Source organism: Tepidamorphus gemmatus, from assembly GCF_004346195.1.
In the GTDB taxonomy this organism is placed as follows: domain Bacteria; phylum Pseudomonadota; class Alphaproteobacteria; order Rhizobiales; family Tepidamorphaceae; genus Tepidamorphus; species Tepidamorphus gemmatus.
Map to the genome: position 1 here is coordinate 1 of NZ_SMAK01000005.1, position 22,298 is coordinate 22,298.

The window sequence follows — 22,298 nt, forward strand, 5'->3', positions numbered from 1 at the left end:
AGATCGGTCGGATAGGCACGGCGGCGGCGCCGCATCGGTGTCGACCTCGGTTCGGAAAAGCCGACACCCCATGAATCATACAGGAGTCGCCCTGGAAATCCCCCTTCTCAAACACGCTCTTAGCGCTGTTATTCAGCATCGGCCGGCGCATGCACTCGACCGGCTTTTGGGTCCCGTGCGCCGTTGCCTCGTCCTCGTCACCAGCGTGTCCGATCTGCCAGATGGTCGACTGATCGCGTGCGCCCTGCCAATGGCCGTTCGCATTCTTACGGACGGCATAGAAACAGGGCTCGTGCTGCCAGTGATAGTCGCCTCGGCCGAGCACGAAGCGGGGCTTCACCCAGATGATCTGTGACCGGATCGCCAGTCCGCAGGCTTCGAGACTCTCCGCGACGGTGCGGCAGTGAACGCCGGCATGCCAGACATAGGCGACGTCGCCCGGGAACAGCGCCCAGGCCTCACGCCAGTCGGCGCGGTCGTCATTGGAGACACGGCCGGTGCGCACCGTCGCCGATACGCCGGCTTCGTTGCGCCAGGCCGGGTCGTAGTCGACTCCGTAGGGCGGGTCCGTGACCATCAAGTGCGGGACCGCACCCGCGAGCAGTCGCTCGACATCGGCGCCGCTCGTGGCGTCGCCGCAGAGCAGCCGATGCTTGCCAAGCAGCCAGAGGTCGCCCGGGCGTGTGACGGGATCCGCCGGCGGCTCTGGGACGACGTCCTCACCGTCCGTGCCGCCATCGGGCCCGTTCAGGTCGTCGAGCAGGCGGTCGAGCTCGTCCTCGCCAAAGCCGAGGAGATCGAGGTCGATCCCGTCCTCCTTGAGCCGCCCCAGCTCAGCTGCGAGCATCGCGTCATCCCAGCCGGCAAGCTCGGTCAGCTTGTTGTCGACGATGCGGTAGGCACGCGCCTCCGCGTCGCTCAAGTGGTCGAGGCGGATGACCGGCACTTCCCTGAGCCCGATCTTCCGGGCCGCAAGCAGCCGGCCGTGACCGGCGACCAGCACACCGCGTTCATCGACAAGGCAGGGTGCGGTCCAGCCGAAGCGCACGAGGCTTTCGGCAAGCCTTGCCACCTGATCCTCACCGTGCACACGCGCGTTGCCCGCATAGGGGATGAGCCGGTCGACTGGCCAAAGCTCGATCGCCGAGGACTGGAAGCGAAGGTCTTTCATGATGGGCTCACAGGCGGACGACCAGGACAGCCGGGCGATGCTTTGCCAAACCCCGCCAAGCCTCGACGCGCCATGCCGGCCGCGCCGGCGCCCCTCCGGATTGCCTGCCCCTCAAGAGATCGGCGCAAGCCCAACGCCGCGCTGCCGTGCGACCGCTTCGAAGTCTTCGGTCCCACCATCGAGGAACACTGGCTGATCGGGAAAGAGCTGACGCCACCGCAGGAGCGCGACGTCGACGTATTCCGGGGCAAGCTCGATCGCGCGCACCTGCCGGCCGGTCCGCTCGCCGGCAATGATGCTGGTGCCCGAGCCCGCAAACGGCTCGTAGACAACATCGCCTTCATTGCTGTAGGCGTGCATCACGAACTCGGGCAGCGCCACCGGGAACACCGCCGGGTGCTCGGTTTCGATGCCGCGCGCCTTGTGCCGGGTAATGCGGATGACGTTGTCGGGAATGCGCGTGTCCTGCACGCCCTGGCCGGCGTGCGTCCATTCACCGACGTGACCGTCCTTGTTGCGCATGCCGCCGTGGGCGTCGTTGATGTGGCCGGCCCATTTGCAGGGCACGATCTTGTTCGGCTTGCGCGCCGAGCGATTGAAGTGGAACAGAAGCTCGAATGCGGGCGCCAGGCGCCCGTTCCAGTCGCCTGGAAGCCCCGGTCCCTGGTCCCAAACGTAGAGTCCGAAGCGGCGCCAGCCCTCAGCGCGCATCCAGTCGAGCCAATCCTGCCAATAGGGCTGCCACTCGTTGTCGCGATGGATCAGCCCGAGATTGACGAGCAGCTGCGCGTCGTCGGTCACCGGCAGGTTGGCAAACACCCCGCGCATCAGCGCGTCCCAGTCGCCGACCCCGCCGGTCGTGTAGTCGCGCTGGTTGCCGTAGGGCGGTGACGTGAAGACGAGCGCCGCGCGCTCGTCGTTCATCACGCGCTCGACGACAGCGGCATCCGTGCTGTCGCCGCAGAGCAGGCGATGATCGCCGAGCCGCCAGAGGTCGCCCGGTCGGCTGACCGGGTTGCGCGGCGGCTCTGGCGCTTCGTCCGCGGCGCTGCCTTCTTCGGTGTCGCCGTCAGGCGACATCGCCTCCGTGTCGTCGAGCGGCGCCATCAGTCGGTCGAGCTCGGCTTCGTCGAAGCCTGTGAGCGCCAGGTCGAAGCCGTCGCCGTTCAGCGCATACAGCTCGGCGGCAAGCAGCTCCTCGTTCCAGCCGGCAAGCTCGGTGAGCTTGTTGTCGGCAAGGCGATAGGCGCGGCGCTGAGCCGGCGTGAGATGCGAGATCCGGATCACCGGCACGCTCTTAAGGCCGAGACGCTGCGCCGCCAGCACGCGGCCATGCCCCGCGATCAGCGTGCCCTCGTCGTCAACCAGGCAGGGCACCAGCCAGCCATATTCCACCAGGCTTCCCGCCAGGAGGCCGATCTGGCGCTCGTCGTGGGTCCTGGCGTTTGCCGCATAGGCCACAAGCTTCTCGATCGGCCACTGCTCGATGGCCGAGGCCTGAAAGCGAAGATCACGCATGGTTGTTTGGATCAGTCCGTGGCAAGCCGCCTTGCCGTGCGCAGCCCCGCCAACCTCGACACGCCATGCCGGCCATGACTTGCCCCGCCCAGGCTTGCCCGGCCCTTCCGGACCAGAACCAGCCATGCGGCACCTGCCGTGCCAAGCCTCACCACGCCTGAGCCAGCCCAGTCACGCCAGACCCCGCCAGCGGCGCCCAGGCATGCGACGCCGCGTCCCACCGTGCGCGGCCAAGCCACGCCTTACCCGAACCGAATCGGCCTTGCCGGCCGAGCCCCGATGCACCGAGCCTTGCCGCGCCCATCCCTGCCTTGCCTTCGAAGCCGATCACGCTGCCACTGGCGGCAGCGCCGCCTCGATCTCATCAAGCGCGGCGAAGAAACTGGAGAACTCGACAAGATCGGCATAGCGGCGTCGCAGCGCCTGGAAATCCTCCCAGGCCTGGCGCAGCACGATGGCGCGCCGCGCGGGGTCCGACAGCGCGACGGCGGACGTGGTGTAGTACTGCCGATCGCCGTCTTTCACATTCACGAAGGCGACTACACGTCTCGCCCCATCGCCGGGACCGGCGCGGTAGCGCACCACGACCGAGCGGATCAGAGCGCGCGCCTGCACGAGGCGGTATTGATGGGCTGCCTCCGCCTCGTCCCACTCGAACAGCGGATGCAGCGGCGAAGCCGAATGGCGAGCATCCGCAACGACCGCTTCCGGCGTCAGTTCGCCACCGCCGGCGGCCCGCAACTGTTCCAGCCGCTCGCCCGCCGCTTGCGCCGCCACCCGCGCACCCTTCTGCAGCCGCGCGCCGTCACGCCAAGCGTATTCGAACCGGTCCATCACGCGGCCTCCGTAACAAGGCGCCGCATCTCCTCCGCCGTCGCCACATGGAACATGCCGAACTGGCCGTCCTTCTCGGGACGCCACTCGCCGATGCCCACACCGAACCCCGCCGTGTTGAACAGGTTCACGATCTGCGCCGCGCTCAGCACATTGGCGTTGTAGCGCACCCGCACCGTGGCATGCCAGGGCCAGAACTGCCCGCGGTAGCGGATGTCGGCAGTGCCCATGGCGATCCGCACCATGTCCTCGCGCATCTCCGGCTCCGATCCCAGAATGCGCACCAGGTCCATGCGCATCAGCGCGCCTTTGAAGGCGCCGCGCACTGCCGATTGCGCGCCCACCACATGGAACGCCTGGCGCGCCGCCACCTTGGTGATGCCGGCAACCGAAGTGCAGGCGGTGACGGCTGCCGCCTTGAATGCGACCGACGGGAAGCCATAGCCGCCGCCTTCGATCCGATAGAGGCTCTGCTGAAAGTCCTCGTGCGGGTCCTTCGCCTCCTTAGCCGGCTTGGCCCGCTTCATCTGCTTGCCCAGCATCTCGCGCTTGGCTTTCTCCGACCAGGCGTGCGAGATCAGCGGGGTGTCGCCGACAAGGGTAACTTCGATGATTTCCAGGTTGAGCGGCGGAAGCTCGATCTGGGTCGTTTCCTTGACTGCTGCCATGTTGGTCTCCATCGGGTCCGGCGCGGCCACGCCCCGGACGCGAGTCAGGGGGTCACACGAATGCGACCACCGGACCCGATGAAGCTCGAATCGCACATGGTCGCGTCTCATCCCCGGTGGCCGCCGGGGAATGCCGAAAGGCAACGGGTCTTCAGAACGAGCCCGGTCGTCACCCGACGTGTCGGGCGGCCGGGCGGCAGGCGATATCGATCGAGTGGTAACCGTGGTGCGGGTTACCGGGCTGGCGTTACCAGCCTGGTAGTGCACGCAAGGCGCGACGGGCCAAAGGCTTAGCGGCGCTATCGAAGGCGCGCGGCCCGGTAACTGGTAACTCAATTCGCAGGGCTGGCGGTGGCGAACTTCCGGGCCATTGCCGCCAGCATACGATCTTGGCCAGGGAGGAACCGTGATTTCAAATGGTTAGGCAGATACCGTACCTCCTTGCGGTACGTTCCGATTGACATTACGTAACGTGGTGCGGTACGTTCCGGCGTGATCAAGACGTTCGGCGACAAACGCACCGCTGCGATCTTTGCGGGCTATGCCGTTCGCGGGCTGCCGCCGCAGATTCAGGAGCGAGCCCGAGCCAAGCTCTTGGCGATCGACGCCGCCAAGCGACTTGACGACCTGCGCCAGCCGCCGGGCAACAGGCTGGAAGCCTTGGCGGGCGACCGCAAGGGCCAACACAGCATCCGCATCAATGATCAATGGCGGATATGTTTTGTATGGCGAGACGGTGAGGCCTTCGATGTCGAGATTGCCGACTACCATTGAGGAGCAAGACAGATGAGCATCAAGCGTGAAGACATCGACAAAGGGGCAATCGACTTCTCTGACGTGCGCTCCGGCCGACGCCTGCCGCCTGTCCATCCGGGCACGATCCTCCGTGACGAATTTCTGACTCCGATGGAGATCAGTGTCTACGAGCTTGCCAATGCGATTAAGGCGCCGCGCTCGCGCGTCAATGACATCGTGCTCGGCCGGCGCGCGATTACCACGGACACCGCCCTGCGGCTTGGGCGCTATTTCGGGACGTCGCCGGAATTCTGGATCAATCTGCAAGCGCGCTACGATCTCGATGTCGCCAATCGCACCGTCCGTCGCAAGATCGAGCAGGAGGTTGCGCCGCGCGCCACATGAAAAACAGAACCCAGAAGCGATCGCGGCGCTTGGCGTGGCGGAGCCATGTTGTCCGCGCCAATCGGCACCGCCTGCGGGCTGACAGTTTGAAGGCTCTGCTTGCCGCTGCGCCGCTGGAAGATGTCGATATTTCGCGAGCTCAAGATCACGGCCGCGAACCACTGTTATGAAACGGCTGTACTTGGAGCCTGAGTACAGCGGCTTGAGCGACGAGTTCGCCACCAATGCCGACACTGTGCGGCGATGGCAGTTCTTCACGAGCTGCAACGTCCTGAGCGAGCAGCCGGGTTCCTTGGCGGACGTAGTCGCGGCATTGCGCGGCTTTCTGATGCCGGTGATCCGACTGGCAGCCGGATCGGAAGCCGATGCCATCCTGTGGCCACCAAGCGGGCCTTGGAGCCGGTAGCCGTCTGCGCGCGTCTCGCCCGAGCCTGGCGCTTGGCATAGCCGAATTCGCCGCGGTCTGTCTCAGGAGCCGATGTCTCACCGAAAATTGTCTCACGCACCGAAATCATCTTGACAGGGCGCGCGTGCCTTCAACGACGAACCGCCGCGACCGCTTCGCTGGCGGACGCCGGCCATTGAGCCGCCAGGCGATCACGCTCAAGGCATACTCCCAGTGCCGGTGCGCGGTGGCGCGGCTGATGCCGAACCGCCAGCAGATCATCTTCCAGGGCGTGCGCTCGACACGCGCCCAGACGAGCTTGGCGTCCTCGGCGTCGAGCCAACGCAGCCAGTCGAGCGCCTCCTCCATGCGGGAGATGGCCTCCGGCGCCGGCGGCGGGCGCTTGAGGCGCGGCGGCTCCTGGCCGACGAGATCGGCGAACTCATGGAGCACCTTGGGCCAGAGATTGTAGTAGCCCTGCACGCGCACCGGCGGCAGGCGGCGCATGACATCGGCGGCTTCGCTCAAGCGCTCCTCGACCCGCTCGCGCGTCCAGTCAGTCATGGTGATGCTCCTCGCCGCGGCGGCGTTCGCCATAGAGCTTCTCGCCGAGCTGGCGCACGAGCTCGCGCTCGGGCCAGGTCAGGCGCGGATCGTGCGGGCTGACGACGAGGAGGTTCTGCTTGCGCCAGCCTTCGCGCTTGAGCTCCTCGAGCGAGCGGCGCCTGCCGCCATAGCCCTTGGGCCAATACCTCATCGTGTGACCTCGGCGAGCACCGCGGCATAGCCCGCGACATCGAGGATCGAGTCGGTGTGGTGCGGATCGCGGGCAAGCCGCGCGAGCTTGAGGTCGATGAGGCACAAAACCACCTGGGCTGGGGTCACGGGATACCCGAGCGTGATCGACCAGCGCTTGGCGACCGCCTCCATGGAGCGCCGCGGTTCGCCGTAGAGCGCGCGGCGCGCATCGACCACGGCCGCGGCGCGTCGCAGCATAGCCTTGCCTTTCATGAGACGCCTCCTCGGGTCTCGACGGCCCAGAGCAGGATCGCGAGCGCGTCGGCCTCATTGTCGTCCTCGGGATCGAAGCCGCGCGCGCGGACGGCTTCGATCACGAGAGCCTTGTCGGCATTGCCCTTGCCGGTGATGTGGCGTTTGATGCTGCCGACCGGCACGCCCTCGTAAGCGATGCCGTGCTCTTCGCACCAGGCGCTGAGCGTGGCGAGGAACCCCCCGTAGAGATGCGCCGCATCGGTGCCGATGTGGCGACGCACTTCCTCGAAGTAGATCGCTTCGATGCCGCCCGCGTCGGCGAGAAGGCCATCGAGAAAGCCGCGGAAGCGAAGGAAGCGCATGCCGCCGCCGTCGAAGCGGCTGCCGCGGAAGGAGACGCTGCCGCTGTGGACCATGCCGCCGGCGAGCCGGAGTGCCCAGCCGGTGGTGGAGCCGAGGTCGAGGGCGAGGAGGGCGCGGGGCTGCGCGGTGGTTGCGATGCGGCGCGTTTGCGATGACAGCGGGGCGCCGTGGGCCTGAAGGCGGCGCATCACAGCACCTCCTTCAGCCAAGCGGGCGGGTTTTCAGTGGGGGAACGTTCGAAGGCACGTTCCCCGGCATGTTCCCCGGCGCAAGTGCTTGGCAGGCCTTGCGTTGGGGAACGTGGGGAAGGTGGGGAACGTTTTTCCGCCTCTTTATTATTATTGTCAGGCGCGCGCGACCGCTCACGCGCTAGCATTGAAAAACGTTCCCCACCTTCCCCATGTTCCCCGAGCCCTTCATTTTCAATGACTTCGGCCGGGGAACGTGTGGGGGAACGTTGGTCGCACGTTCCCCCCTCCGAGTGGCTGTAGCCCTCGGAAAAACGTTCCCCACGTTCCCCGTGGGTCGATGGCCCTTCCTCGATGGCTAGCTGCCAGCGCTGGGCCTGGTGGGAGATGCCTGTTGCACGGACGCGCAGACGAAGTGCATCGAAGGCGAACACGCGATCGCGCATCCGCCCAAGGGCCTTGCCGAGGCGGGTCCGCTGCGAGCGGTCGCTGCCGTTGCCGAGCGGCAGCGGCGGCTCGCATTCTCCGGCAATCGGAAACAGATCGGAGGTGCCGACCTCCGCCGTGCCGAAGCGATCCCACCAGGCGGCAACGAAGCTGCGCCACATGATTCCTTCGGCATCCGAAGCCTCGTAGAGCTCGTCTGCGTTGGCGAGGAATCCGGGCACTCCGGCGACATCGAGAATGCCACCCACGATCTCGGACCAGGACTCGAAGCTGCCGAGGGTCGTGCGCTGATAGCGAGGCCTTCCGGCCTCGACCCAGGCGCGGCCGAGCGTGAGGCAGGCGGCGACGAGCGGACCCCGATTGGCGTGGATCCAGGCGAGCAGATTGGGATGGCGGAAGCCGTCCCGCTGCCAGGGCCGGTCCATGTGGGCATCGAGACGGATGCGCACGGTGCGGCGGGCGATTTCGTTCGAGAGCTGAGGGTTGTTGCCGGTTGCGACCCATGCGCAGCGGACCGGCATGCGGACGATGTCGGAGCGGCCCAGAATGCGGTCCTCCCAATACGGGGCGGTGAGCGCGGCGGCGAGGGGTGCGGCATCGAGGGGACGGCGCAGGTTGTCGATCACGACCATGAGCGGTGAGGAGCGCAGCTTGGCGGTGAGCCGCTTGCGCCATTCCTCCTCGTCGCGGCCTTCGGTCATGATCGAGGCCGAATGTCCGGTTGCGACGACGGCAACGGCATCGACCAGGAGCGTGGCCCCGGTTCCCGGCGTGGGCTTTTCGATGAGGTGCAAGGGCGTCGGTCCTTCGATCAGCGGGCGGACGAAGGGCAGGAGCAGGAGGGCGAGCGCGTGCGCGCGCTCGGCCTCGGAGGTGAAGGGAAAATCGCCCAAGAGATCATCGAGGAGCAGCGAGCGCGCGGCGGCGACTTCGGAGTTGCTCGGATGTACGGGGATAGGTGGAAGCGCGAAGCCTGGCGGCGGTTCGTGCAGCAAGCGCGTTGCCGGGTGATAGCCGCTCATCGTGACGAGCTCGCCCGCGCGACCGAAGACGGGCGCGGCGACGATGCCGGCGAGCACCGGCAGGTCGGGATTGGGGGTCGCGAGCAGAGCCTTGACGAGCGGCATCGGTGGAGGCGCGGGTACGAGATCGCCTTCCCGATTGCGCTTGCGCCAATCGATGAGGTGGGCGAGCGCGAGTCTCAAGCGGTCCTCGGTGAGATGGAGGGCCATGGCCCGGCCGTCGTCGTCGCGGGCAACCCAGGCGAGCATGGCACCCATGCGGTAGAGCCAGGGCCGCTCATTGCACTCCGAAAGCAGCGCGCGGGTCTGTTCTGCGAGCACGGCGAGATCGCCGTTGTCGGCGCGCAACCGCGGCCGCATCCCCGTGATGATCGGAAATCCGACCGGCAGGTTCGGCGCGTCGCTGCGGCCAGCCGCCAAGCGAGCGGCATCGCTTGTCGGCGCCGACGGCCTCCATTCTGCGGCCGATTCGACGACCGCGCGCACCGCCTGTGCACCCGCGCGGCGCAGCAGATCGTTGAAATCGTCTCCTTCCTGGGGCGGCAGCGCGATGAAGACGCGACAGCCCTGCTGATGCAGCGTGAGGGCGGCCGCTTCGGCCGCTCGTTGTCCGGCGCCCGACGCATCGTGGTCGGCAAGGATGATGACGCGCGCGATGCCGGGCGGAAGCTCGATCTGTTCGAGATTGGAGGCGGACAGGGTCGCCCAGACGGGCATGTCCGGACAGGCCGTCATCACCGCGAGCGCGGTCTCGATGCCCTCGGCGAGCGCGAGCAGACCATCGATGGGGGCGGACAAGCGCACGGCCCCGCCGCCCGACTTGCCCAGCATCTTGCGGTTGGGCGTCAGTGGCGCCTTGCCGGTGCCGTCGGGCGCGAGCCAGGTGCGATGCAGTCCGATCGCCTCGTCTTTGGCATCGCGGATCACCGCGACCATCGCCGGTGAGCCGGTCCTGGTCTCCCAATGAACGAGATCGGGATGGAAGCGGAGATCCTCGCATGACGGAACGGTGAGCCCACGCGCGCGCAGGTAGGTCTCCGCGAGCGTGCCGGCGATCGGCACGGTGCGGGCGAGAATGATCGCGATCTCCCGCGTGCTGTCCTTCTCTTTCGGAGGCGGCGGGGGATCGCGTCGGACGGGCGGCGTCGTGCTCCAACCGGTGATCGTGGCGGCATGGGCGTAGAGATCGCGCCCGGCAAGTCCGGTGGCGTGCTGGAGTGCGTTGAGCGGACCGCCACCCTCGCCGCCGTCGTGATCGTACCAATCGCCGGCGTGCGCGCCTTGGAGCGCGATCACGCAGGAGCCGTTCTTGCGCGGGGCGCGTCCGGTAATGTCGGCCAGGCGCCAGACGTCGCCGTCTCGGCGACCATTGGGAAAATGCTTTGGTACCCAGCTTGCCGCAGTGTCGCGCAGGCCGGCGACGATCGCATCGAGATCGTAATGGATGTGGGGCGCGGGCGGAGCGACGTCGTTGAGGTCGATCATGCGCCCGCCTCCCAGCAGCGGCGCGCATAGGGACAGGCGCGGCAGAGGTAGAAGTCGGATGCTGCGGCGATGCGTGGCAACAGCTCACCGGACTCCGCTGCACGGAGGATGGCGACGGCCTTGTCGGAGAGGGCCTGGGCCTGAGCGGGGTCCAACGCGACCACCTCGTGGTGGAGCGCCTGGGTATCCTTGTTGAGGGCCGTGAAGAAGGTAGTCTCGACCTCGAGATAGGCCATGTAGAGCTGGACTTGCGCGAAGTAGATCGGCTTCGACGCTGCGAGACCTCGCTTGACCAGATCGTTCCAGCTCTTGGCGTTCAGGGCCTTGTGTTCCCAAAGCGCCGGCCAGGCGATGCCGATGGCAGGGCCATCCACGATGACGCCGTCGATATGGCCGCGCAGCCTGCCGCCGGCGGCCGAGAAGGAGAATTGGCTTCCGTCCCGACGTTCGGTGCGCAGATCGAAGCCAGCGGCGCGCAACCAGCGGGCGGAGAGCCGCTCGAACAGATGCCCGGCCTCGAAGATGCGCAGTGCTGCGGCATCCACCTCGCATCCCTCGTCCGGCGGCGCATGGGTGATCTCGTAGACGAGGCGACGCGCGCAGGGCTCGCCGATGCGGCTTGCGCCAAGATAGTCGCGCGGCGGCGTGTGTTCCCGTTCGGCGGTAAGAGCGGCATCGATGAGGGCGTTGATGCGGGCAGCGGGGCCTTCGCCTTGCGTCGGACGCCCGTAGATGAAGTCCGAGCCGTGGTTCAAATCGAGAAGCATGTCTCTCAAAACGGCAAAGGGTCGTTCAATCCATCGTCCCGTGCCCGCTTCTCGGCGGCCTGGCGCTGCATCGACGCCTGGAAGCCGTCGATGCAGGCTTCGATGAGTCGATCGATCTCTTCCGCCGTGCGGTCGTGGAAGGGTCCCATGAGCCCGAGCTCGGTGAGCGCCTCCGCGAAATACCGCCGCGCCTCCTTGATCGCCTGCTTCTCGAGATCGGTCTTGTCGATCATGCCGTGCATCCTTTGAGCGAGCGCCGCTGCCGCATCGAGGCAGCGCATGGAGCAGAAGCGGTAGAAGGGGTAGCGGTCGAAAGCCAGCCGGTGGCAGTAGCCGAAGCCGCGTGCCTCGCGCCCGCACAAGGCGCAGAGGCTTACCCGAGCAAGAGCTTTCCGATCGGGTCGTCCTGAGGCCAGCCTTGCCGTGCGAGGCGCTCCGATTGCAGGACGATCCAGCGCGAGATGGCATTGCTCGCCATGGCTTCGAGATCGGCCATGGTGAGCGAGGCGATGGGGCTTTGCAGTCTTCCAGCGCCGCGCCCTTCGAGCCATCGGCCGATCTCTCTTGCCGCCTCGTGCGTGAGGTGGGCCTGCCACACGTCATCGGTCATGGCCGTCAGCCGTTGAGCCAGGCGGGGCCGGCAGACTTAGCCGGCTGTTGCGGCTGCGGTTGCGTTTCCCGTGCTGCGGTCGCCCAGGCCGGTGTCACGGATGGTGCCGGCGGCTGCGCGGTGGCGGGGCGATTCCAGGCCGGCTGCGCAGACGGCTGCGCGGTTGCCGGTACCGCGCGACGGCTCGGGCTCGGCGGCACCTCGCGGCCCTCCATCACCGCCTTCCACTCCTTCTCGTTGGGCAGCACGACCCGATCGAGCCGGTTCTGATCGCGGTAGGCGGGGTTGTCGGAGGGCTCGACCCGGATCTTGGCCACGAACACGATCCCGTTGAGGTCGGCTAGACCCCGCAGAATGCGCTTCGACTTCGCCGCCTCGCTCATGTCGTTGGGATCGAGGCCGAGTGCCGAGTCGATCATGGCGCGGAAGGTGCTCTTCGAGATCTTCCAGCCCATCGAGACGCCCTGCTCGTCCACCTTGCCGCCCTGAACCGTGAACATCTGCCGGAACTTGCGCCGGGCATGGGGGCCCTCGACTACGGTGAACTCGCAATCGAGCAGGAGCACATCGCTCGAGGTCGAGGCCTTGAGCAGGCCGCGATCGATCTCGTCCGGACCGTCGATCCCGCCCGGGCGAATCGTCATGGCGACCTTGGCAAACGTGCCGTCGGGGATGAGCTCGCTTGCGCGCTGCGGCTCGGCGTCGTTCATGTCGAGGGGCATGGGGTCATCCTTTCCTGGTGGCGTTGATCTTGGCGATGAGGGCGGAGAGGTCGGGGGGCTCGGTCACGTCGAGGCGCCCGGAGCGGTCCTTGGCGGGCAGGCCGTAAGGGTTGGGGCGGCAGACGAGGCGGCGGATCTCGCCGCGCTCGGGCTCGTGGCGGAGACCCTCGCCCTCCGCAACGAACAGGCTCATGGAGACGACCTGGTCGACGATACCGGGGAGCTCGCGACCCGCCTTGCCGCCCTCGAGCTGCGGTTGCCAGTGGACGCGATTGAGCTCGTCGGTGACCTTCTCCAGGATGCCGACGAAGATCACCGTCTTCGCCTGCGCGTGCTGCAGGTGCTTCAAGAGCGCAATCACCTCGCGCGCGAGCAGCCCGTAGGCGCCGCGCGTATCCGGCCTGCCGCTGCGCTCCGAGAAGGCCTCCGGCCGCGTCTTCGCCCAGGCCATGGCCTGGCGGGTGAGATCGGTGATCGAGTCGACGAAGACGATGCGCTTGTCCGCGATCAGGCGGAGGAGGTCGGGGTAGGTTGCGGCGACATGGCGGTGGTGTGCTTCCGAGAAGAACGCATCGGCGGGCGCAGCGGGGTCGATGCCGCCGACGAGACAGGCGACGTCGAGCGCATCGAGCCACGTGCGCACGGGGATCGATAGGCCGGGCCAGTCCTGCACCGACTTCATGCCCGCCTCGAGATCGATGCACAGCGTCTCGTCGGCGGGCAGCGTCTTGAGCAGCGAGGTCTTGCCGACACCGGAAGGGCCGAAGATCGCGATCGTGGTCTTGACGGCGGCCTCCGCGAGGCGCTCGTCGGCACTGACGATCCTGAGCGCCATCAGCGGCCCCCATCGGCGAGCAGGTCGATCGGTCGCTCGCAGCCGAGCGCCCCGGCTTCGCGGGCGAGCACGTAGAGCCGGCGCAAAGCGTGGAGCCGATCGCCGACCGCATTGAATTCGGCTTCGATCCCGCGCAGGGCGAAGGCGATGTCGTCGAGGGTCGCGTCCTCGATTCTCTTCACGGCCGCCTCGGGGCGGCGCGCACCGAGCGCGGGAACGACGATGGTGTCGGGGATGGCCTCGAGGCCATAGTGGCGCTTGCGCAGCGCGGCCATGCGAGTGAAGTCGCTCATCGGGATTCCTCGAGCATGAGACGGAAGGTCGGCTTGCCGGTCCGCACCGTGCGGGCCGGCGAGAAGGCTTGGCGGATGGCTTCGGGCCAGGCGGTGAAGGCACGCTCGGACACCTTGATCTCGATGGAGACGTAGTCGGCCACTTTCTCGCCGCTCGCCCGCATGCGCTCGACGAGCGTGGCAAGCAGGTCCTGGTCCCACTCGACCCGCTTCGGCAGGTCGGCAACGACGGTTACTGGGCCGTCATCGAAGCGCACCGTGCCCGTGTCCTTGCCTTGCGCGGCGCGCAAGCGCGCGGCCTCCTCGCCGTAGCGAAGCGCGATCGCGCCCTCGAGCCAGTCCTTGGTTCGCTTGGCCGCGTTCAGTGCTTCCTCTGCCTCGTCCTGCAGCAGCGCGAGATGTTCCGCCGGCAGCCTGGCGATCTCGCCGACCGGCATCGTCCGGATGTCGGCGAGCTGCGGCCGATTGCTGCGCTCCGTTGCCATCACGCGACCTCCTCGAGCAGGAATGAGCCGAGCGATGCCGAAGCGCGCCTCGGCTTCGGCCGCGCGATCGCGAGATAGCCGTAGTCGTCGGGGCCGTGCCGCCGCTGCACGAGATGCACGAGCCCAAGTTCGGCCGCCCACCAGGCGCGGCGCGCCACGCGGGCAAGCTCGGCGCGGTCGCGCTCGGTGAGCCGCGTGCCCTGCTCGGTGACATCGAGAGCGAGGAAGCCCCGATGGTATTCGAGCATGTCGCCGGGCATGGCCTGCCCGATCCAGCCGCAAAGATCGATCTCCTTGAGGCGGAGGCGGGCAGCGGGAAACCTGGTGATGGAGCGCGTCATGGGCTTCTCCTACTCATGGGCAGGCCGAAGCGTCTCACGCGGCCTTGAGGCCATGAGCCGTCAGGGCAAGGCGGATGTGCTCGAGGCGGCGGTAGAGCGTGCTGCGCGAGCCACGACCTTGCGCCGCAAGCCGCTCGATCGTGGTGTGCGCAAGCGCAGCGCAGAGCGCGCCGTCACGGCGATCGAGCAACCCGAGGCCGCGCTCGACAGCAAGACGCTGCTCAATCGCGGCAAAGCCATCGACCCGCTGGCCGAGCCAGGCGGAAAGCTCTTCCTCCTCGCCGACCAGTTCCCCACGGGTAGCGCCATCGTGAGCGGGCACCACCTCGTCGAGGGAAACGGGCGCGGTACCGAACATCGCGCGCTCGCGCTTGATCCTGGCCGCGATGCGCGTTGCCTGATTCCGCAGCACCAGTCCTGCGAACGCGCCGAGCGAGCCGCGCTGACGATCGAAGGCCGGCAGCCGGGCGATGAGATCCACCAACAGGTCCTGGCGGATGTCGTCGAGATCCTCCTTGGAAAGATGCAGCTTGCGGATCAATCGGCGGGCGGCAATGTCGGCCTCATGCAGCAGGGTCTGCAGATCGGCGTGCGAAATCGGAGATTGCATTGGTCGAATCCTCGGTCTCGAATGATGACCGCAGGATGCCGATCGCCTTTCGCCGCCAGGTGCGCTTAAAGTGGGGATGTCGTGGGAGCTGTGTGGGAGCGCCTAAAACATCAGTTTCGCAGGTCGATCGCGTCCGCCGCCAGCGTCAATCGCCAACCCCGATTGCGCTTGTTCTCAATGAGTCGGCGAACGGCGTCTGGCTCGGATGCACCGGCCGCGAGTGCTTCTCGAAGTTCGCGAACAACGTCTCGCGCCGGGCGAGAAACGCGATGGAGTGACGCACCCCAAATTTCCTGCTCGATGTCGCGGGTCGTGGCGAACGGTTGGTCACCTCGTGCCCGCGCGGCCAGGAGACATAGAAGCTTGAACGTCTGATCCGATAGGGCGCAATCGATGCCATCAAGGCTGACGGACTTTATTGAACGCGCGATCACGAGACGCGGCTCGCCCACTATGTGAGGTGCAAGGCGAGCAGGGTCGAGAGCCCAGGCTGCCCCATTGTGGCCGATGGCATCTCTCACTGCCACCAGATGAATTCCCGCCTGCTTGAACTGTTGCCGTTCGGACGTCGGTAACGGCGGCGCAACAAGTGTCACCGGCTGACCGCGCGCCGCCGCTCTCATCGCGACGATCAGGCCGGGCTGCATGGCGGCGCTGATTGAAAGCACGCCGAATACCGCTCGCTTCGATCCGAGCCGACCAAGATGCCAGATCCCCGGCAAAACAAGTTCCGGTTCGTCAGGGATCCCCGAAGCGGCCGCAATTTCCTTGATCAGGACTTCGCCGTCAATTCGAAAGCTGCGCAGATCATCATTGTCGAGGGTGACATCACAGCGGTGATCATAGGGACAAGGCGCAATATAGCGATCTCCGACCGCCTGAACCGGACGCGCGTCAAGTCCGCATTCGCAAGAGGCGCAAACCGGCCATTCGGTCGCCGGCGCCTGCTCCACGAGAATGCGCCGTGCGAGCAGGCGTTCGAACTCGCTCCCCAAATGTGGCTTGGCCTGTCGGCCCCAAAGCGTTGCGGTTTCGCCCGCCTCACTGAGCCGCAACAGCAAGGTTTCGAGGCTCTCGCTCACGACACAGCCCATTGCGCCGCAGGAGCGTCATGATCTGACCCTCGAAGCGCTCACGTTTGAACATCGCAGAACCGGGCGGCTTGAGTTTGACGGTCACGCGCGCGGGCCGTTCGCCTACAGGCTCAATCTGCACCCGAAACACGATATGGTTGAGGCGATAACCATCCTGCGCAAAGACTATCCGGCGCGCCTCGCTACCGAGTCTGAAAAGCGCGTTGCTGCTGTCGTGCATCGTCAATGACCAGGAGCGCCGTTCCTCACCTGACCGAGGATCGATCGTAATCCGATCGGTCTGAGCTTCGACAATCTGAACGCGGCGGATGGTTGGGTCAAAGGCATGGTCGAAGGTAAATCCAAAGCCCGCCGCCTCGACCGGCTCCAGTGTGTAAAGATTTTGAGCATCCGGAGCAGCGAAGAACTTGGGACGCTCCAGCATGATCGCCGCGAACGCCTCCGCGAAATCGGCGCATCGCGCTTTGCTCACGCCACCAACTTTAAGGCGGCCGGCCGGCGCGGAATAGGACAGCACCGCCTGCTCGGTCGTAGTGAAACTGATAATGCGTTCCTCACCGCCCTCCACAACCGGAACTGTTGTGATCGGGGTGCCATGCGTTACGACGACCTTGATCTCGTCATCGTCCTCGTACCAACCGACCCGGCAGTAGTTACCGTGCAAGTCCGCTTCGAATAGTCGCGCCGCGGCCTGCTCGAATGCTTTTCGAGTTTGTTCATCGAGGCGTGGTTCGACACCCTCGTCGAGCCCGGCGAACTCGGCAGGTGAGGTCAGCCGCATCAACGCGACGAGGTCCGATGCCGCATTGAAGACGGCTGGATGATCGAGAAATGCCCGCAGCGCCAGCTGCTTGGGATCAATGCGATATTCCGCGGCGGCGGCATCCTGCGCCGGAACGAGCACAATGCTCATCGCTCGGGCTCGCTCCAGCAGCATGTTCATGCCGGTGCGGGTACCGACCTCCGCGATCCGATGCAGATCCGCCACCAGGCCGCGTGGATAGTTCTGTTCCGGCCCGGCGAAAAAATCGAGCAACGCCTGCCTGGCCCGGTCCGGATCGCGATCAAGGAGCCCGAGGTCCACCCCCTGCAGCTGACCACTATGGCGGTCGAAGAGGCGCCGCAGGAGGCTCAGGTCGACGGTCTTGAGAAAGCGCGGATTGACGAATTTCCTTAAGTTCTTGGCCATGGCGGCCACCCAACGAATCGGTGTGTACGTTCCTATTATGTTCCGACTCGGCTGCAACTCCGAGTCGATCCTGGGCACCTCAACATTCACCTGAATTCACCCGCCGGAGCCATGGGACGCTTTCCGATGCCGGCGAGTAGAGGGCTCAAGGAAAGGAATTCTCCGGCTGCGCCGCCCCCATGTCCGCTCGCCGCCGTCCGCATCCACCAGCCGCCGTCCATCTCGACGAGATCGCCGCGATCCTCGCTCTCGGAGTGCTGCGGCTCCTCAGCCCGCATCCGCGCCAACACACGAATGACATCAATGGCTTGGGAGACTTTCCGCTGGACTTGCCGGCAAAACGGAGCGTCTGTCGTCACGAACCGGCCCAAGGCAGGGAGGCGCGATGACGACCCCCATCCTCAAGCAGATCGCTGCGCTCCACGATCTCGACCATGGCGAGCTCAAGGCGCTCTGGCGCGAGTACTACGGCAGCGAGCCGCCCGGCTACCGGCGCGGCTTCCTGATCAAGGCGCTCGCCTATCGCATCCAGGAACTCACCTACGGCGGATTGTCGAAGGAGGCGCGCGAGGAACTCGACGCCCGCATCAAGGGCGAGGCACCCAGGGGCAAGTCGCGCCATAGCCTGCCCAAGGACCGCCCCGTCGCCGGCACGCGGCTGATCCGCGAATGGCAGGGCGTCGAGCACCACGTCACCGTGCTCACCGACGGCTACGAATACCAGGGCCGCAAATACAGGTCGCTCTCGGCCATCGCCCGCGCGATCGCCGGCACCCGCTGGAACGGGCCGCTGTTCTTCGGCCTGCGCCGACCCGGGAGCCTGACATGAGCAAGGTCCCCGTCCGCAAGGTCCGCTGCGCCATCTACACGCGCAAATCGAGCGAGGAAGGCCTCGAGCAGGAGTTCAACAGCCTGCAGGCCCAACGGGAAGCCTGCGAGGCCTATATCGCAAGCCAACGTCACGAGGGCTGGGTGCTCGTTTCCTACCGCTACGATGACGGCGGCGTCTCCGGCGGCACGCTCGAACGCCCCGCCCTCAAGCGCCTCATCGCCGACGTCGAGGCCGGCCGCATCGACGTCGTGGTCGTCTACAAGGTCGATCGCCTCACGCGCTCGCTCATGGACTTCGCCAAGCTCGTCGACGCCTTCGAGCGCAACGACGTCTCGTTCGTCTCCATCACGCAGCAGTTCAACACCACGACCTCGATGGGGCGGCTCACCCTCAACATCCTGCTCTCCTTCGCCCAGTTCGAGCGTGAGGTGATTGGCGAACGCATTCGCGACAAGTTTGCCGCCTCGCGCAGGAAGGGCCTGTGGATGGGCGGCCATCCGCCGCTCGGCTATGACGTCAAGCACCGCAAGCTCGTCATCAACGAGGCCGAGGCCGAGCTCGTGCGGCACATCTTCCGGCGCTTCGTCATTCTGCGTTCCGCTACCGCCCTCGTGAAGGAGCTCAATGCCGAGGGTCGCCGCACCAAGTCCTGGGTCACGGCTGAAGGCCGCACGCGCGAAGGCCGGCCCTTCCACAAGGGCACGCTCTACCGGCTCCTCAACAACCGGGTCTATCTCGGCGAGGCCGTCCACAAGGGCACCCCGCATCCCGGCGAGCACGGGGCGATCGTGCCGCGGGAGCTCTGGGACAAGGTGCATGCGATCCTCGCCGAGCACTGGCGCCGGCGCGCGGCCCGCAGCCGTGCCGCCACGCCCGCGCCGCTCAAGGGTCTCATCCGCTGCGCCCTGCACGGCTGCGCGATGACGCCGACCCACACGCGCAAGCGGGGCAAGCAGTACCGCTATTATGCCTGCGTGCATGCCGCCAAGACGAGCAGCGATGCCTGTCCCCTCGGTTACGTCCCCGCCGGCGAGATCGAGAGTGCGGTGATCGCGCAGGTTCGCGCGCTCTTGCGCACGCCGGAAATGGTCGCGCGCACGCTGCGCGCCGTCCGCGCCGCGGCAGGCGAGACGGCGCCGAGCCGCGAGGAGACCATCGCAGCGCTGCGCGAGATCGACAAGGTCTGGGAGGAACTCTTCCCCGCGGAGCAGGCGCGCATCCTGCACCTCCTCATCGAGCGGCTCGCAGTGGGAACCGAAGGCGTCGATCTGAGGCTCCGCGCCGAAGGCCTCCACAGCGTCGTCGCCGAGCTGCGCGACGTCGGGCCTCCCCTGCACCAGGAGGTGCACCCGCAACACGCAGAGGCGGTCGCATGAGGGTCGCGCCGGAGCCGGCCGAACGAGCGGCCGCACGTCCGCAAAAGGGGCGCACACGTTCGACCACGGCAGCGGCACGGCACGAGCGGGCGGACGGCACCGCGCGGAACGACCGGCCGAACGGCACCGGGGCCTTCTTCCCTCGACCCTAAAACGGTTTTCCTCGATCCCACAATGGAACCCAACCAAAGGTGGAGCTTGACGGTCTGTCGATCCGCATCCCGATGATGCTGCGCCGCCGCGGCGGCCGCAAACTCGTCATCGTGCCCGACGGCCTTAAGACCTCCGCGCCGCAACCCGCCTTCGATCCCGTTCTCATCAACGCGCTCGTGCGCGCGCACCACTGGCGGCGGGAGATCGAGAGCGGGGAATTCCGTTCCGCCTCCGAGCTCGCCGCCCACGAGAATCTCACCGACTCCTTCGTCGCGCGCATGCTGTGCCTCACCCTCCTTGCCCCGGACATCACGCAGGCCATCCTCGAGGGCCGACACCCCAAGGGCCTCAAGCTCGCCACGCTGCTGCGCGGAATGCCGCTCGCATGGGAGGAGCAGCGGCGGCTCTTCTGGACATAGCTCGCCCATGCGCAGACACTGATCCCATATTACTCTTGTTGCGAATGACGAAAATGCGCATCGTCCGAAATTTATCGACGGCCGCTCGCAGCCGATCCGAAATAGCCTGACGTCGGCTCAAGAGAGAGACCACGTTCCCTCGGCAGTTATGATCCACCGTGCTGGGGATTGAGCGCGCGAGCCCGGGCTCCATAACGGGCCGGCGATGCGCTGGATGACGTTCCTGTCATAATCCCAACCGCCGATCGCCTCCTGGTCGCCAATGATTGCCGCAGGAGCGTTGCCGTTACCCTTGTTCGCATTGTCCTTCGGTTGGGAATTCACCTGCCCGTGGGCCAAAAGCGTGTCCGCCGCAACAACGGGCTGCTCTTGCTCACACGTTACGTCCAGACGAAATATCCGCGAGTCGGCCTCCATGCCGTCGATACGTCGCAATCGTCCCAAGCCATAGCGCGAATCTCCGCCCACGCTGATAGTCTCAAGTTTCGCGAGGTTCGGTTCGCCCTCAGCGCGGGTCAGTACATATCCCTTGAGGGCGACCGGGCCTGCCGGGGTTCCATCCTCGTTTCGCCAATGCGTATTGATGCATTCGGTTTCCCGCAGGCTGCCCTCGGCGGCCGTATCCGAATTGGGATCGATTGCAGTGGCCGCACGCGTGCTCACGAGCCGGGCACGCATCTTCCGGTCGGACAGGCCGTCATCGTCATCCCGGCGGTCTTCCCGTTTCCAAACCAAACCCTTGTCCTCTTCGTAGCGCGGCAGCCAGGCACGCCACTCTCTGCCGTCATACTCCGCGGGATAGAGATAGGTGAAACGAGCGTCTTTCCGCAGGCGCTCCCCCACGGCGGGATAGTCGGGATCACCGCTTCCAACTTCTCGGCGCGCGAGCTCGGCGGTCAAGGCGCCCCACAGCGCACGCGCCGGCACATAAAGCCGACAACGATTAAGACTCCCGGCCGGCGCAATGCCAATATGAACGGGGCCTTCTACCTCCCATATCCAACGGAAGAGCGACCACGTCATGCCAATTCCCTGCTGCCCTTGGCGTGATAGCGGCCGTAGACGAAAGCCTGGCGCAGAAGATCTTTGGCAAAGAGAAGTTTATCGAGGTCCTGCGCCAGCGTCTTGAGCGCCTCGAAAACATTGCCATCGGCAAGCAATGGAGCGCCCTCCGGTACCTTTCGAAGAAAGTCGGTGCAACTCTTGCTGATCTTCTTCCCATCATCTCCGCCCCGTGCCTGCAAAAACAAAAAACAAGCGTAAACGCCCTGCTCCTCAAGCACGGAAAGGGAGTCCGTCAGGACCTTTTCATTCGTGTCCTTAGCAAGATTGCGGCCAAGCTCCGCGCATTCAAGATCGAGGTTACGCATTGGCGACCCCCGCGTTCACACGCGCTGCCGGAACAGCGCCTGTTTCGCCCTCACGCGAGGACCGCTCTTGAACATGGAGGACGCGCAGGCGGCCCATGCCGCGCGTTCCCATGCCGCCGATCCCGAGATGCTCAAGGTATGGATGGGCCGCGCACACAACGTCCATCACCTTCTCACAAGAATCGACCGCACTGACCGATGACTCTTTTGATTCTTTGACCTTGAAGTGCGCCGGGTTTCGGCACGTCACGTTCCAGGCGAGGATCGTGGCCCGCGGCAGCGCTTCGTAGGTGAAGAGCGCACCTTCTTCCGCCGCGCCTGTTTCCGGATCGATCGACACCGACGTACGAACTTCGAGATTGCTGTTGACGATGTGGGTGAACAGCTTGTCGGACACGACGCCGACTTTTCCCTCTACAAAGCGAGGAACATTCCCGGCGGTCAACGCGTTGCGGACTTTGTCCCATCGATCAAGCGTCTTCACCGGCAGCAGAAGCCAGCCGAGATTGAGCTGAGCACCGTCGTTCTCGCGATACAACGCGGTTTCATCACAACCATTGCCGAGATCGACGCCGATGAACCGCAACGCCTCAGGAGACGTGATCCACAATGGCCCTTCGCGCGTGGCGACGGGAAAGAGAAACACCTGCGCGTCGCTGAAAGCCGCAAGCCCGGCAAAGCCACCGCCCTCTCCGCGTGCGAAGCCGAAGACCATGCAGATGGGGCAGTCCGGCTGGCCGCAGTGCCCCTTGTTGCCGTCCCTGCCGGGCTGGCCCTGACCCGCACAGGTCGGATATTTGCCCTTCGCCATCGCCGCGGAAGCGCGAGAGACTCCCGCAAGACTTGATCCGGGGATCTTCGGCACCCGCGTCACCGGATCCCGCACGATCGAGAGGTCCACCCGTCCGAGCCGGGCGCCGCCCGTGCCCACATGGATCGGGTCGACGGCTTGAGCAGTCACGATATACGGCTTGAAGCTTTCCGCCAT

The 22,298-nt window shown here is 66.1% G+C and carries 29 protein-coding genes; 6 read left to right on the forward strand and 23 right to left on the reverse strand.

Annotation, left to right across the window (positions count from 1 at the left end; genetic code table 11):
* The 4 genes from EDC22_RS09250 to EDC22_RS09265 all read right to left on the reverse strand — a co-directional run.
* The coding region (locus tag EDC22_RS09250; protein WP_245499700.1) for a site-specific DNA-methyltransferase at positions 1-1,072 on the reverse strand (1,072 nt) is incomplete at its 3' end.
* A gap of 210 nt (positions 1,073-1,282) precedes the next feature.
* Positions 1,283-2,689, reverse strand: a complete 1,407-nt coding sequence (locus tag EDC22_RS09255) for a site-specific DNA-methyltransferase (RefSeq protein WP_132806371.1) — start codon at positions 2,687-2,689, stop codon at positions 1,283-1,285.
* A 327-nt stretch (positions 2,690-3,016) separates the two neighbouring features.
* Entirely contained in the window at positions 3,017-3,523 is a 507-nt protein-coding gene (locus EDC22_RS09260; protein ID WP_132806372.1) for a hypothetical protein, read from the reverse strand.
* On the reverse strand, positions 3,523-4,221 hold the full coding sequence (locus EDC22_RS09265; RefSeq protein WP_132806373.1) for a hypothetical protein: 699 nt from the start codon (positions 4,219-4,221) through the stop codon (positions 3,523-3,525). Before EDC22_RS09265 ends, EDC22_RS09260 begins: the two co-directional genes overlap by 1 nt.
* 462 nt (positions 4,222-4,683) lie before the next feature.
* Between EDC22_RS09265 and EDC22_RS09270 the strand changes: the two genes are divergently transcribed.
* The 3 genes from EDC22_RS09270 (at position 4,684) to EDC22_RS09280 (ending at position 5,737) form a co-directional block, all read left to right on the forward strand.
* Positions 4,684-4,965: a type II toxin-antitoxin system RelE/ParE family toxin gene (locus tag EDC22_RS09270; protein ID WP_132806374.1), complete on the forward strand. Its 282-nt coding sequence runs from the start codon at positions 4,684-4,686 to the stop codon at positions 4,963-4,965.
* Positions 4,966-4,977: 12 nt separating this feature from the next.
* Complete coding sequence (locus EDC22_RS09275; RefSeq protein ID WP_132806375.1) at positions 4,978-5,331, forward strand: HigA family addiction module antitoxin; 354 nt, start codon at positions 4,978-4,980, stop codon at positions 5,329-5,331.
* 202 nt (positions 5,332-5,533) lie between these two features.
* Positions 5,534-5,737, forward strand: coding sequence for a hypothetical protein (locus EDC22_RS09280; RefSeq protein WP_132806376.1), 204 nt, complete (start codon positions 5,534-5,536; stop codon positions 5,735-5,737).
* Positions 5,738-5,842: 105 nt separating this feature from the next.
* On the opposite strand, the gene EDC22_RS09285 is transcribed toward EDC22_RS09280, so the two are convergent.
* The 16 genes from EDC22_RS09285 to EDC22_RS09360 form a co-directional block, all read right to left on the reverse strand.
* Entirely contained in the window at positions 5,843-6,280 is a 438-nt protein-coding gene (locus EDC22_RS09285) for a DUF6362 family protein (protein ID WP_132806377.1), read from the reverse strand.
* Positions 6,273-6,473 carry a hypothetical protein gene (locus EDC22_RS09290; protein ID WP_132806378.1) on the reverse strand — a complete coding sequence of 67 codons (201 nt, stop codon included), beginning with the start codon at positions 6,471-6,473 and terminating at the stop codon, positions 6,273-6,275. Before EDC22_RS09290 ends, EDC22_RS09285 begins: the two co-directional genes overlap by 8 nt.
* Positions 6,470-6,727: a DUF6378 domain-containing protein gene (locus tag EDC22_RS09295; protein WP_132806379.1), complete on the reverse strand. Its 258-nt coding sequence runs from the start codon at positions 6,725-6,727 to the stop codon at positions 6,470-6,472. Before EDC22_RS09295 ends, EDC22_RS09290 begins: the two co-directional genes overlap by 4 nt.
* Complete coding sequence (locus EDC22_RS09300; RefSeq protein ID WP_245499701.1) at positions 6,724-7,260, reverse strand: crossover junction endodeoxyribonuclease RuvC; 537 nt, start codon at positions 7,258-7,260, stop codon at positions 6,724-6,726. Before EDC22_RS09300 ends, EDC22_RS09295 begins: the two co-directional genes overlap by 4 nt.
* Complete coding sequence (locus tag EDC22_RS09305; protein ID WP_132806380.1) at positions 7,260-10,214, reverse strand: DUF7146 domain-containing protein; 2,955 nt, start codon at positions 10,212-10,214, stop codon at positions 7,260-7,262. The genes EDC22_RS09300 and EDC22_RS09305 overlap by 1 nt, the downstream gene beginning before the upstream one ends.
* Positions 10,211-10,981, reverse strand: a complete 771-nt coding sequence (locus EDC22_RS09310; RefSeq protein WP_132806381.1) for a hypothetical protein — start codon at positions 10,979-10,981, stop codon at positions 10,211-10,213. The genes EDC22_RS09305 and EDC22_RS09310 overlap by 4 nt, the downstream gene beginning before the upstream one ends.
* A gap of 5 nt (positions 10,982-10,986) precedes the next feature.
* Complete coding sequence (locus EDC22_RS09315; protein ID WP_245499702.1) at positions 10,987-11,343, reverse strand: DUF6511 domain-containing protein; 357 nt, start codon at positions 11,341-11,343, stop codon at positions 10,987-10,989.
* An 11-nt stretch (positions 11,344-11,354) separates the two neighbouring features.
* Complete coding sequence (locus EDC22_RS09320) at positions 11,355-11,591, reverse strand: hypothetical protein (protein ID WP_132806382.1); 237 nt, start codon at positions 11,589-11,591, stop codon at positions 11,355-11,357.
* 5 nt (positions 11,592-11,596) lie between these two features.
* The gene (locus EDC22_RS09325; RefSeq protein WP_132806383.1) at positions 11,597-12,313 is read right to left on the reverse strand and encodes a hypothetical protein; all 717 of its coding nucleotides are present in this window, start codon (positions 12,311-12,313) and stop codon (positions 11,597-11,599) included.
* A gap of 4 nt (positions 12,314-12,317) precedes the next feature.
* Positions 12,318-13,148, reverse strand: a complete 831-nt coding sequence (locus tag EDC22_RS09330; protein WP_132806384.1) for an ATP-binding protein — start codon at positions 13,146-13,148, stop codon at positions 12,318-12,320.
* Positions 13,148-13,441 (reverse strand): hypothetical protein, encoded by a 294-nt coding sequence (locus tag EDC22_RS09335; protein WP_132806385.1) that lies wholly within the window; start codon positions 13,439-13,441, stop codon positions 13,148-13,150. The genes EDC22_RS09330 and EDC22_RS09335 overlap by 1 nt, the downstream gene beginning before the upstream one ends.
* On the reverse strand, positions 13,438-13,926 hold the full coding sequence (locus EDC22_RS09340) for a hypothetical protein (protein ID WP_132806386.1): 489 nt from the start codon (positions 13,924-13,926) through the stop codon (positions 13,438-13,440). Before EDC22_RS09340 ends, EDC22_RS09335 begins: the two co-directional genes overlap by 4 nt.
* The gene (locus tag EDC22_RS09345) at positions 13,926-14,267 is read right to left on the reverse strand and encodes a hypothetical protein (RefSeq protein ID WP_132806387.1); all 342 of its coding nucleotides are present in this window, start codon (positions 14,265-14,267) and stop codon (positions 13,926-13,928) included. The genes EDC22_RS09340 and EDC22_RS09345 overlap by 1 nt, the downstream gene beginning before the upstream one ends.
* Before the next feature lie 34 nt (positions 14,268-14,301).
* Complete coding sequence (locus EDC22_RS09350; protein ID WP_132806388.1) at positions 14,302-14,877, reverse strand: sigma factor; 576 nt, start codon at positions 14,875-14,877, stop codon at positions 14,302-14,304.
* A gap of 110 nt (positions 14,878-14,987) precedes the next feature.
* Positions 14,988-15,959: a helix-turn-helix domain-containing protein gene (locus EDC22_RS09355; RefSeq protein ID WP_165926846.1), complete on the reverse strand. Its 972-nt coding sequence runs from the start codon at positions 15,957-15,959 to the stop codon at positions 14,988-14,990.
* Entirely contained in the window at positions 15,919-17,160 is a 1,242-nt protein-coding gene (locus EDC22_RS09360) for a hypothetical protein (RefSeq protein ID WP_132806390.1), read from the reverse strand. Before EDC22_RS09360 ends, EDC22_RS09355 begins: the two co-directional genes overlap by 41 nt.
* A 385-nt stretch (positions 17,161-17,545) precedes the next feature.
* On the opposite strand from EDC22_RS09360, the gene EDC22_RS09365 reads away from it, so the two are divergent.
* The 3 genes from EDC22_RS09365 (at position 17,546) to EDC22_RS09375 (ending at position 19,940) form a co-directional block, all read left to right on the forward strand.
* Complete coding sequence (locus EDC22_RS09365) at positions 17,546-17,989, forward strand: DUF2924 domain-containing protein (protein WP_132806391.1); 444 nt, start codon at positions 17,546-17,548, stop codon at positions 17,987-17,989.
* Positions 17,986-19,368: a recombinase family protein gene (locus EDC22_RS09370; protein ID WP_132806392.1), complete on the forward strand. Its 1,383-nt coding sequence runs from the start codon at positions 17,986-17,988 to the stop codon at positions 19,366-19,368. Before EDC22_RS09365 ends, EDC22_RS09370 begins: the two co-directional genes overlap by 4 nt.
* 191 nt (positions 19,369-19,559) lie before the next feature.
* Complete coding sequence (locus EDC22_RS09375; protein ID WP_245499703.1) at positions 19,560-19,940, forward strand: hypothetical protein; 381 nt, start codon at positions 19,560-19,562, stop codon at positions 19,938-19,940.
* A 117-nt stretch (positions 19,941-20,057) separates the two neighbouring features.
* Here EDC22_RS09375 and EDC22_RS09380 read toward each other — a convergent pair whose 3' ends face one another.
* Genes EDC22_RS09380 through cmr4 form a run of 3 tightly spaced genes read right to left on the reverse strand, consistent with a single transcriptional unit; the run spans position 20,058 to position 22,298 of the window.
* A complete protein-coding gene (locus tag EDC22_RS09380) occupies positions 20,058-20,963 on the reverse strand; it encodes a hypothetical protein (protein ID WP_132806393.1) in 906 nt (301 codons plus the stop codon).
* Entirely contained in the window at positions 20,960-21,310 is a 351-nt protein-coding gene (locus EDC22_RS09385) for a hypothetical protein (RefSeq protein WP_132806394.1), read from the reverse strand. Before EDC22_RS09385 ends, EDC22_RS09380 begins: the two co-directional genes overlap by 4 nt.
* Positions 21,303-22,298 (reverse strand): type III-B CRISPR module RAMP protein Cmr4, encoded by a 996-nt coding sequence (gene cmr4 / locus EDC22_RS09390; protein ID WP_132806395.1) that lies wholly within the window; start codon positions 22,296-22,298, stop codon positions 21,303-21,305. Before cmr4 ends, EDC22_RS09385 begins: the two co-directional genes overlap by 8 nt.

Excerpts from the sequence above, each read along its gene's own strand:
- EDC22_RS09255 (WP_132806371.1), bottom strand. The coding sequence starts at position 2,689 with ATGCGTGATCTTCGCTTTCAGGCCTCGGCCATCGAGCAGTGGCCGATC.
- EDC22_RS09260 (WP_132806372.1), bottom strand. The coding sequence starts at position 3,523 with ATGGACCGGTTCGAATACGCTTGGCGTGACGGCGCGCGGCTGCAGAAG.
- EDC22_RS09275 (WP_132806375.1), top strand. The coding sequence starts at position 4,978 with ATGAGCATCAAGCGTGAAGACATCGACAAAGGGGCAATCGACTTCTCT.
- EDC22_RS09285 (WP_132806377.1), bottom strand. The coding sequence starts at position 6,280 with ATGACTGACTGGACGCGCGAGCGGGTCGAGGAGCGCTTGAGCGAAGCC.
- EDC22_RS09290 (WP_132806378.1), bottom strand. The coding sequence starts at position 6,473 with ATGAGGTATTGGCCCAAGGGCTATGGCGGCAGGCGCCGCTCGCTCGAG.
- EDC22_RS09295 (WP_132806379.1), bottom strand. The coding sequence starts at position 6,727 with ATGAAAGGCAAGGCTATGCTGCGACGCGCCGCGGCCGTGGTCGATGCG.
- EDC22_RS09300 (WP_245499701.1), bottom strand. The coding sequence starts at position 7,260 with ATGCGCCGCCTTCAGGCCCACGGCGCCCCGCTGTCATCGCAAACGCGC.
- EDC22_RS09305 (WP_132806380.1), bottom strand. The coding sequence starts at position 10,214 with ATGATCGACCTCAACGACGTCGCTCCGCCCGCGCCCCACATCCATTAC.
- EDC22_RS09310 (WP_132806381.1), bottom strand. The coding sequence starts at position 10,981 with ATGCTTCTCGATTTGAACCACGGCTCGGACTTCATCTACGGGCGTCCG.
- EDC22_RS09320 (WP_132806382.1), bottom strand. The coding sequence starts at position 11,591 with ATGACCGATGACGTGTGGCAGGCCCACCTCACGCACGAGGCGGCAAGA.
- EDC22_RS09325 (WP_132806383.1), bottom strand. The coding sequence starts at position 12,313 with ATGCCCCTCGACATGAACGACGCCGAGCCGCAGCGCGCAAGCGAGCTC.
- EDC22_RS09330 (WP_132806384.1), bottom strand. The coding sequence starts at position 13,148 with ATGGCGCTCAGGATCGTCAGTGCCGACGAGCGCCTCGCGGAGGCCGCC.
- EDC22_RS09335 (WP_132806385.1), bottom strand. The coding sequence starts at position 13,441 with ATGAGCGACTTCACTCGCATGGCCGCGCTGCGCAAGCGCCACTATGGC.
- EDC22_RS09340 (WP_132806386.1), bottom strand. The coding sequence starts at position 13,926 with ATGGCAACGGAGCGCAGCAATCGGCCGCAGCTCGCCGACATCCGGACG.
- EDC22_RS09345 (WP_132806387.1), bottom strand. The coding sequence starts at position 14,267 with ATGACGCGCTCCATCACCAGGTTTCCCGCTGCCCGCCTCCGCCTCAAG.
- EDC22_RS09350 (WP_132806388.1), bottom strand. The coding sequence starts at position 14,877 with ATGCAATCTCCGATTTCGCACGCCGATCTGCAGACCCTGCTGCATGAG.
- EDC22_RS09360 (WP_132806390.1), bottom strand. The coding sequence starts at position 17,160 with ATGGCCAAGAACTTAAGGAAATTCGTCAATCCGCGCTTTCTCAAGACC.
- EDC22_RS09365 (WP_132806391.1), top strand. The coding sequence starts at position 17,546 with ATGACGACCCCCATCCTCAAGCAGATCGCTGCGCTCCACGATCTCGAC.
- EDC22_RS09370 (WP_132806392.1), top strand. The coding sequence starts at position 17,986 with ATGAGCAAGGTCCCCGTCCGCAAGGTCCGCTGCGCCATCTACACGCGC.
- EDC22_RS09380 (WP_132806393.1), bottom strand. The coding sequence starts at position 20,963 with ATGACGTGGTCGCTCTTCCGTTGGATATGGGAGGTAGAAGGCCCCGTT.
- EDC22_RS09385 (WP_132806394.1), bottom strand. The coding sequence starts at position 21,310 with ATGCGTAACCTCGATCTTGAATGCGCGGAGCTTGGCCGCAATCTTGCT.
- cmr4 (WP_132806395.1), bottom strand. The coding sequence starts at position 22,298 with ATGGCGGAAAGCTTCAAGCCGTATATCGTGACTGCTCAAGCCGTCGAC.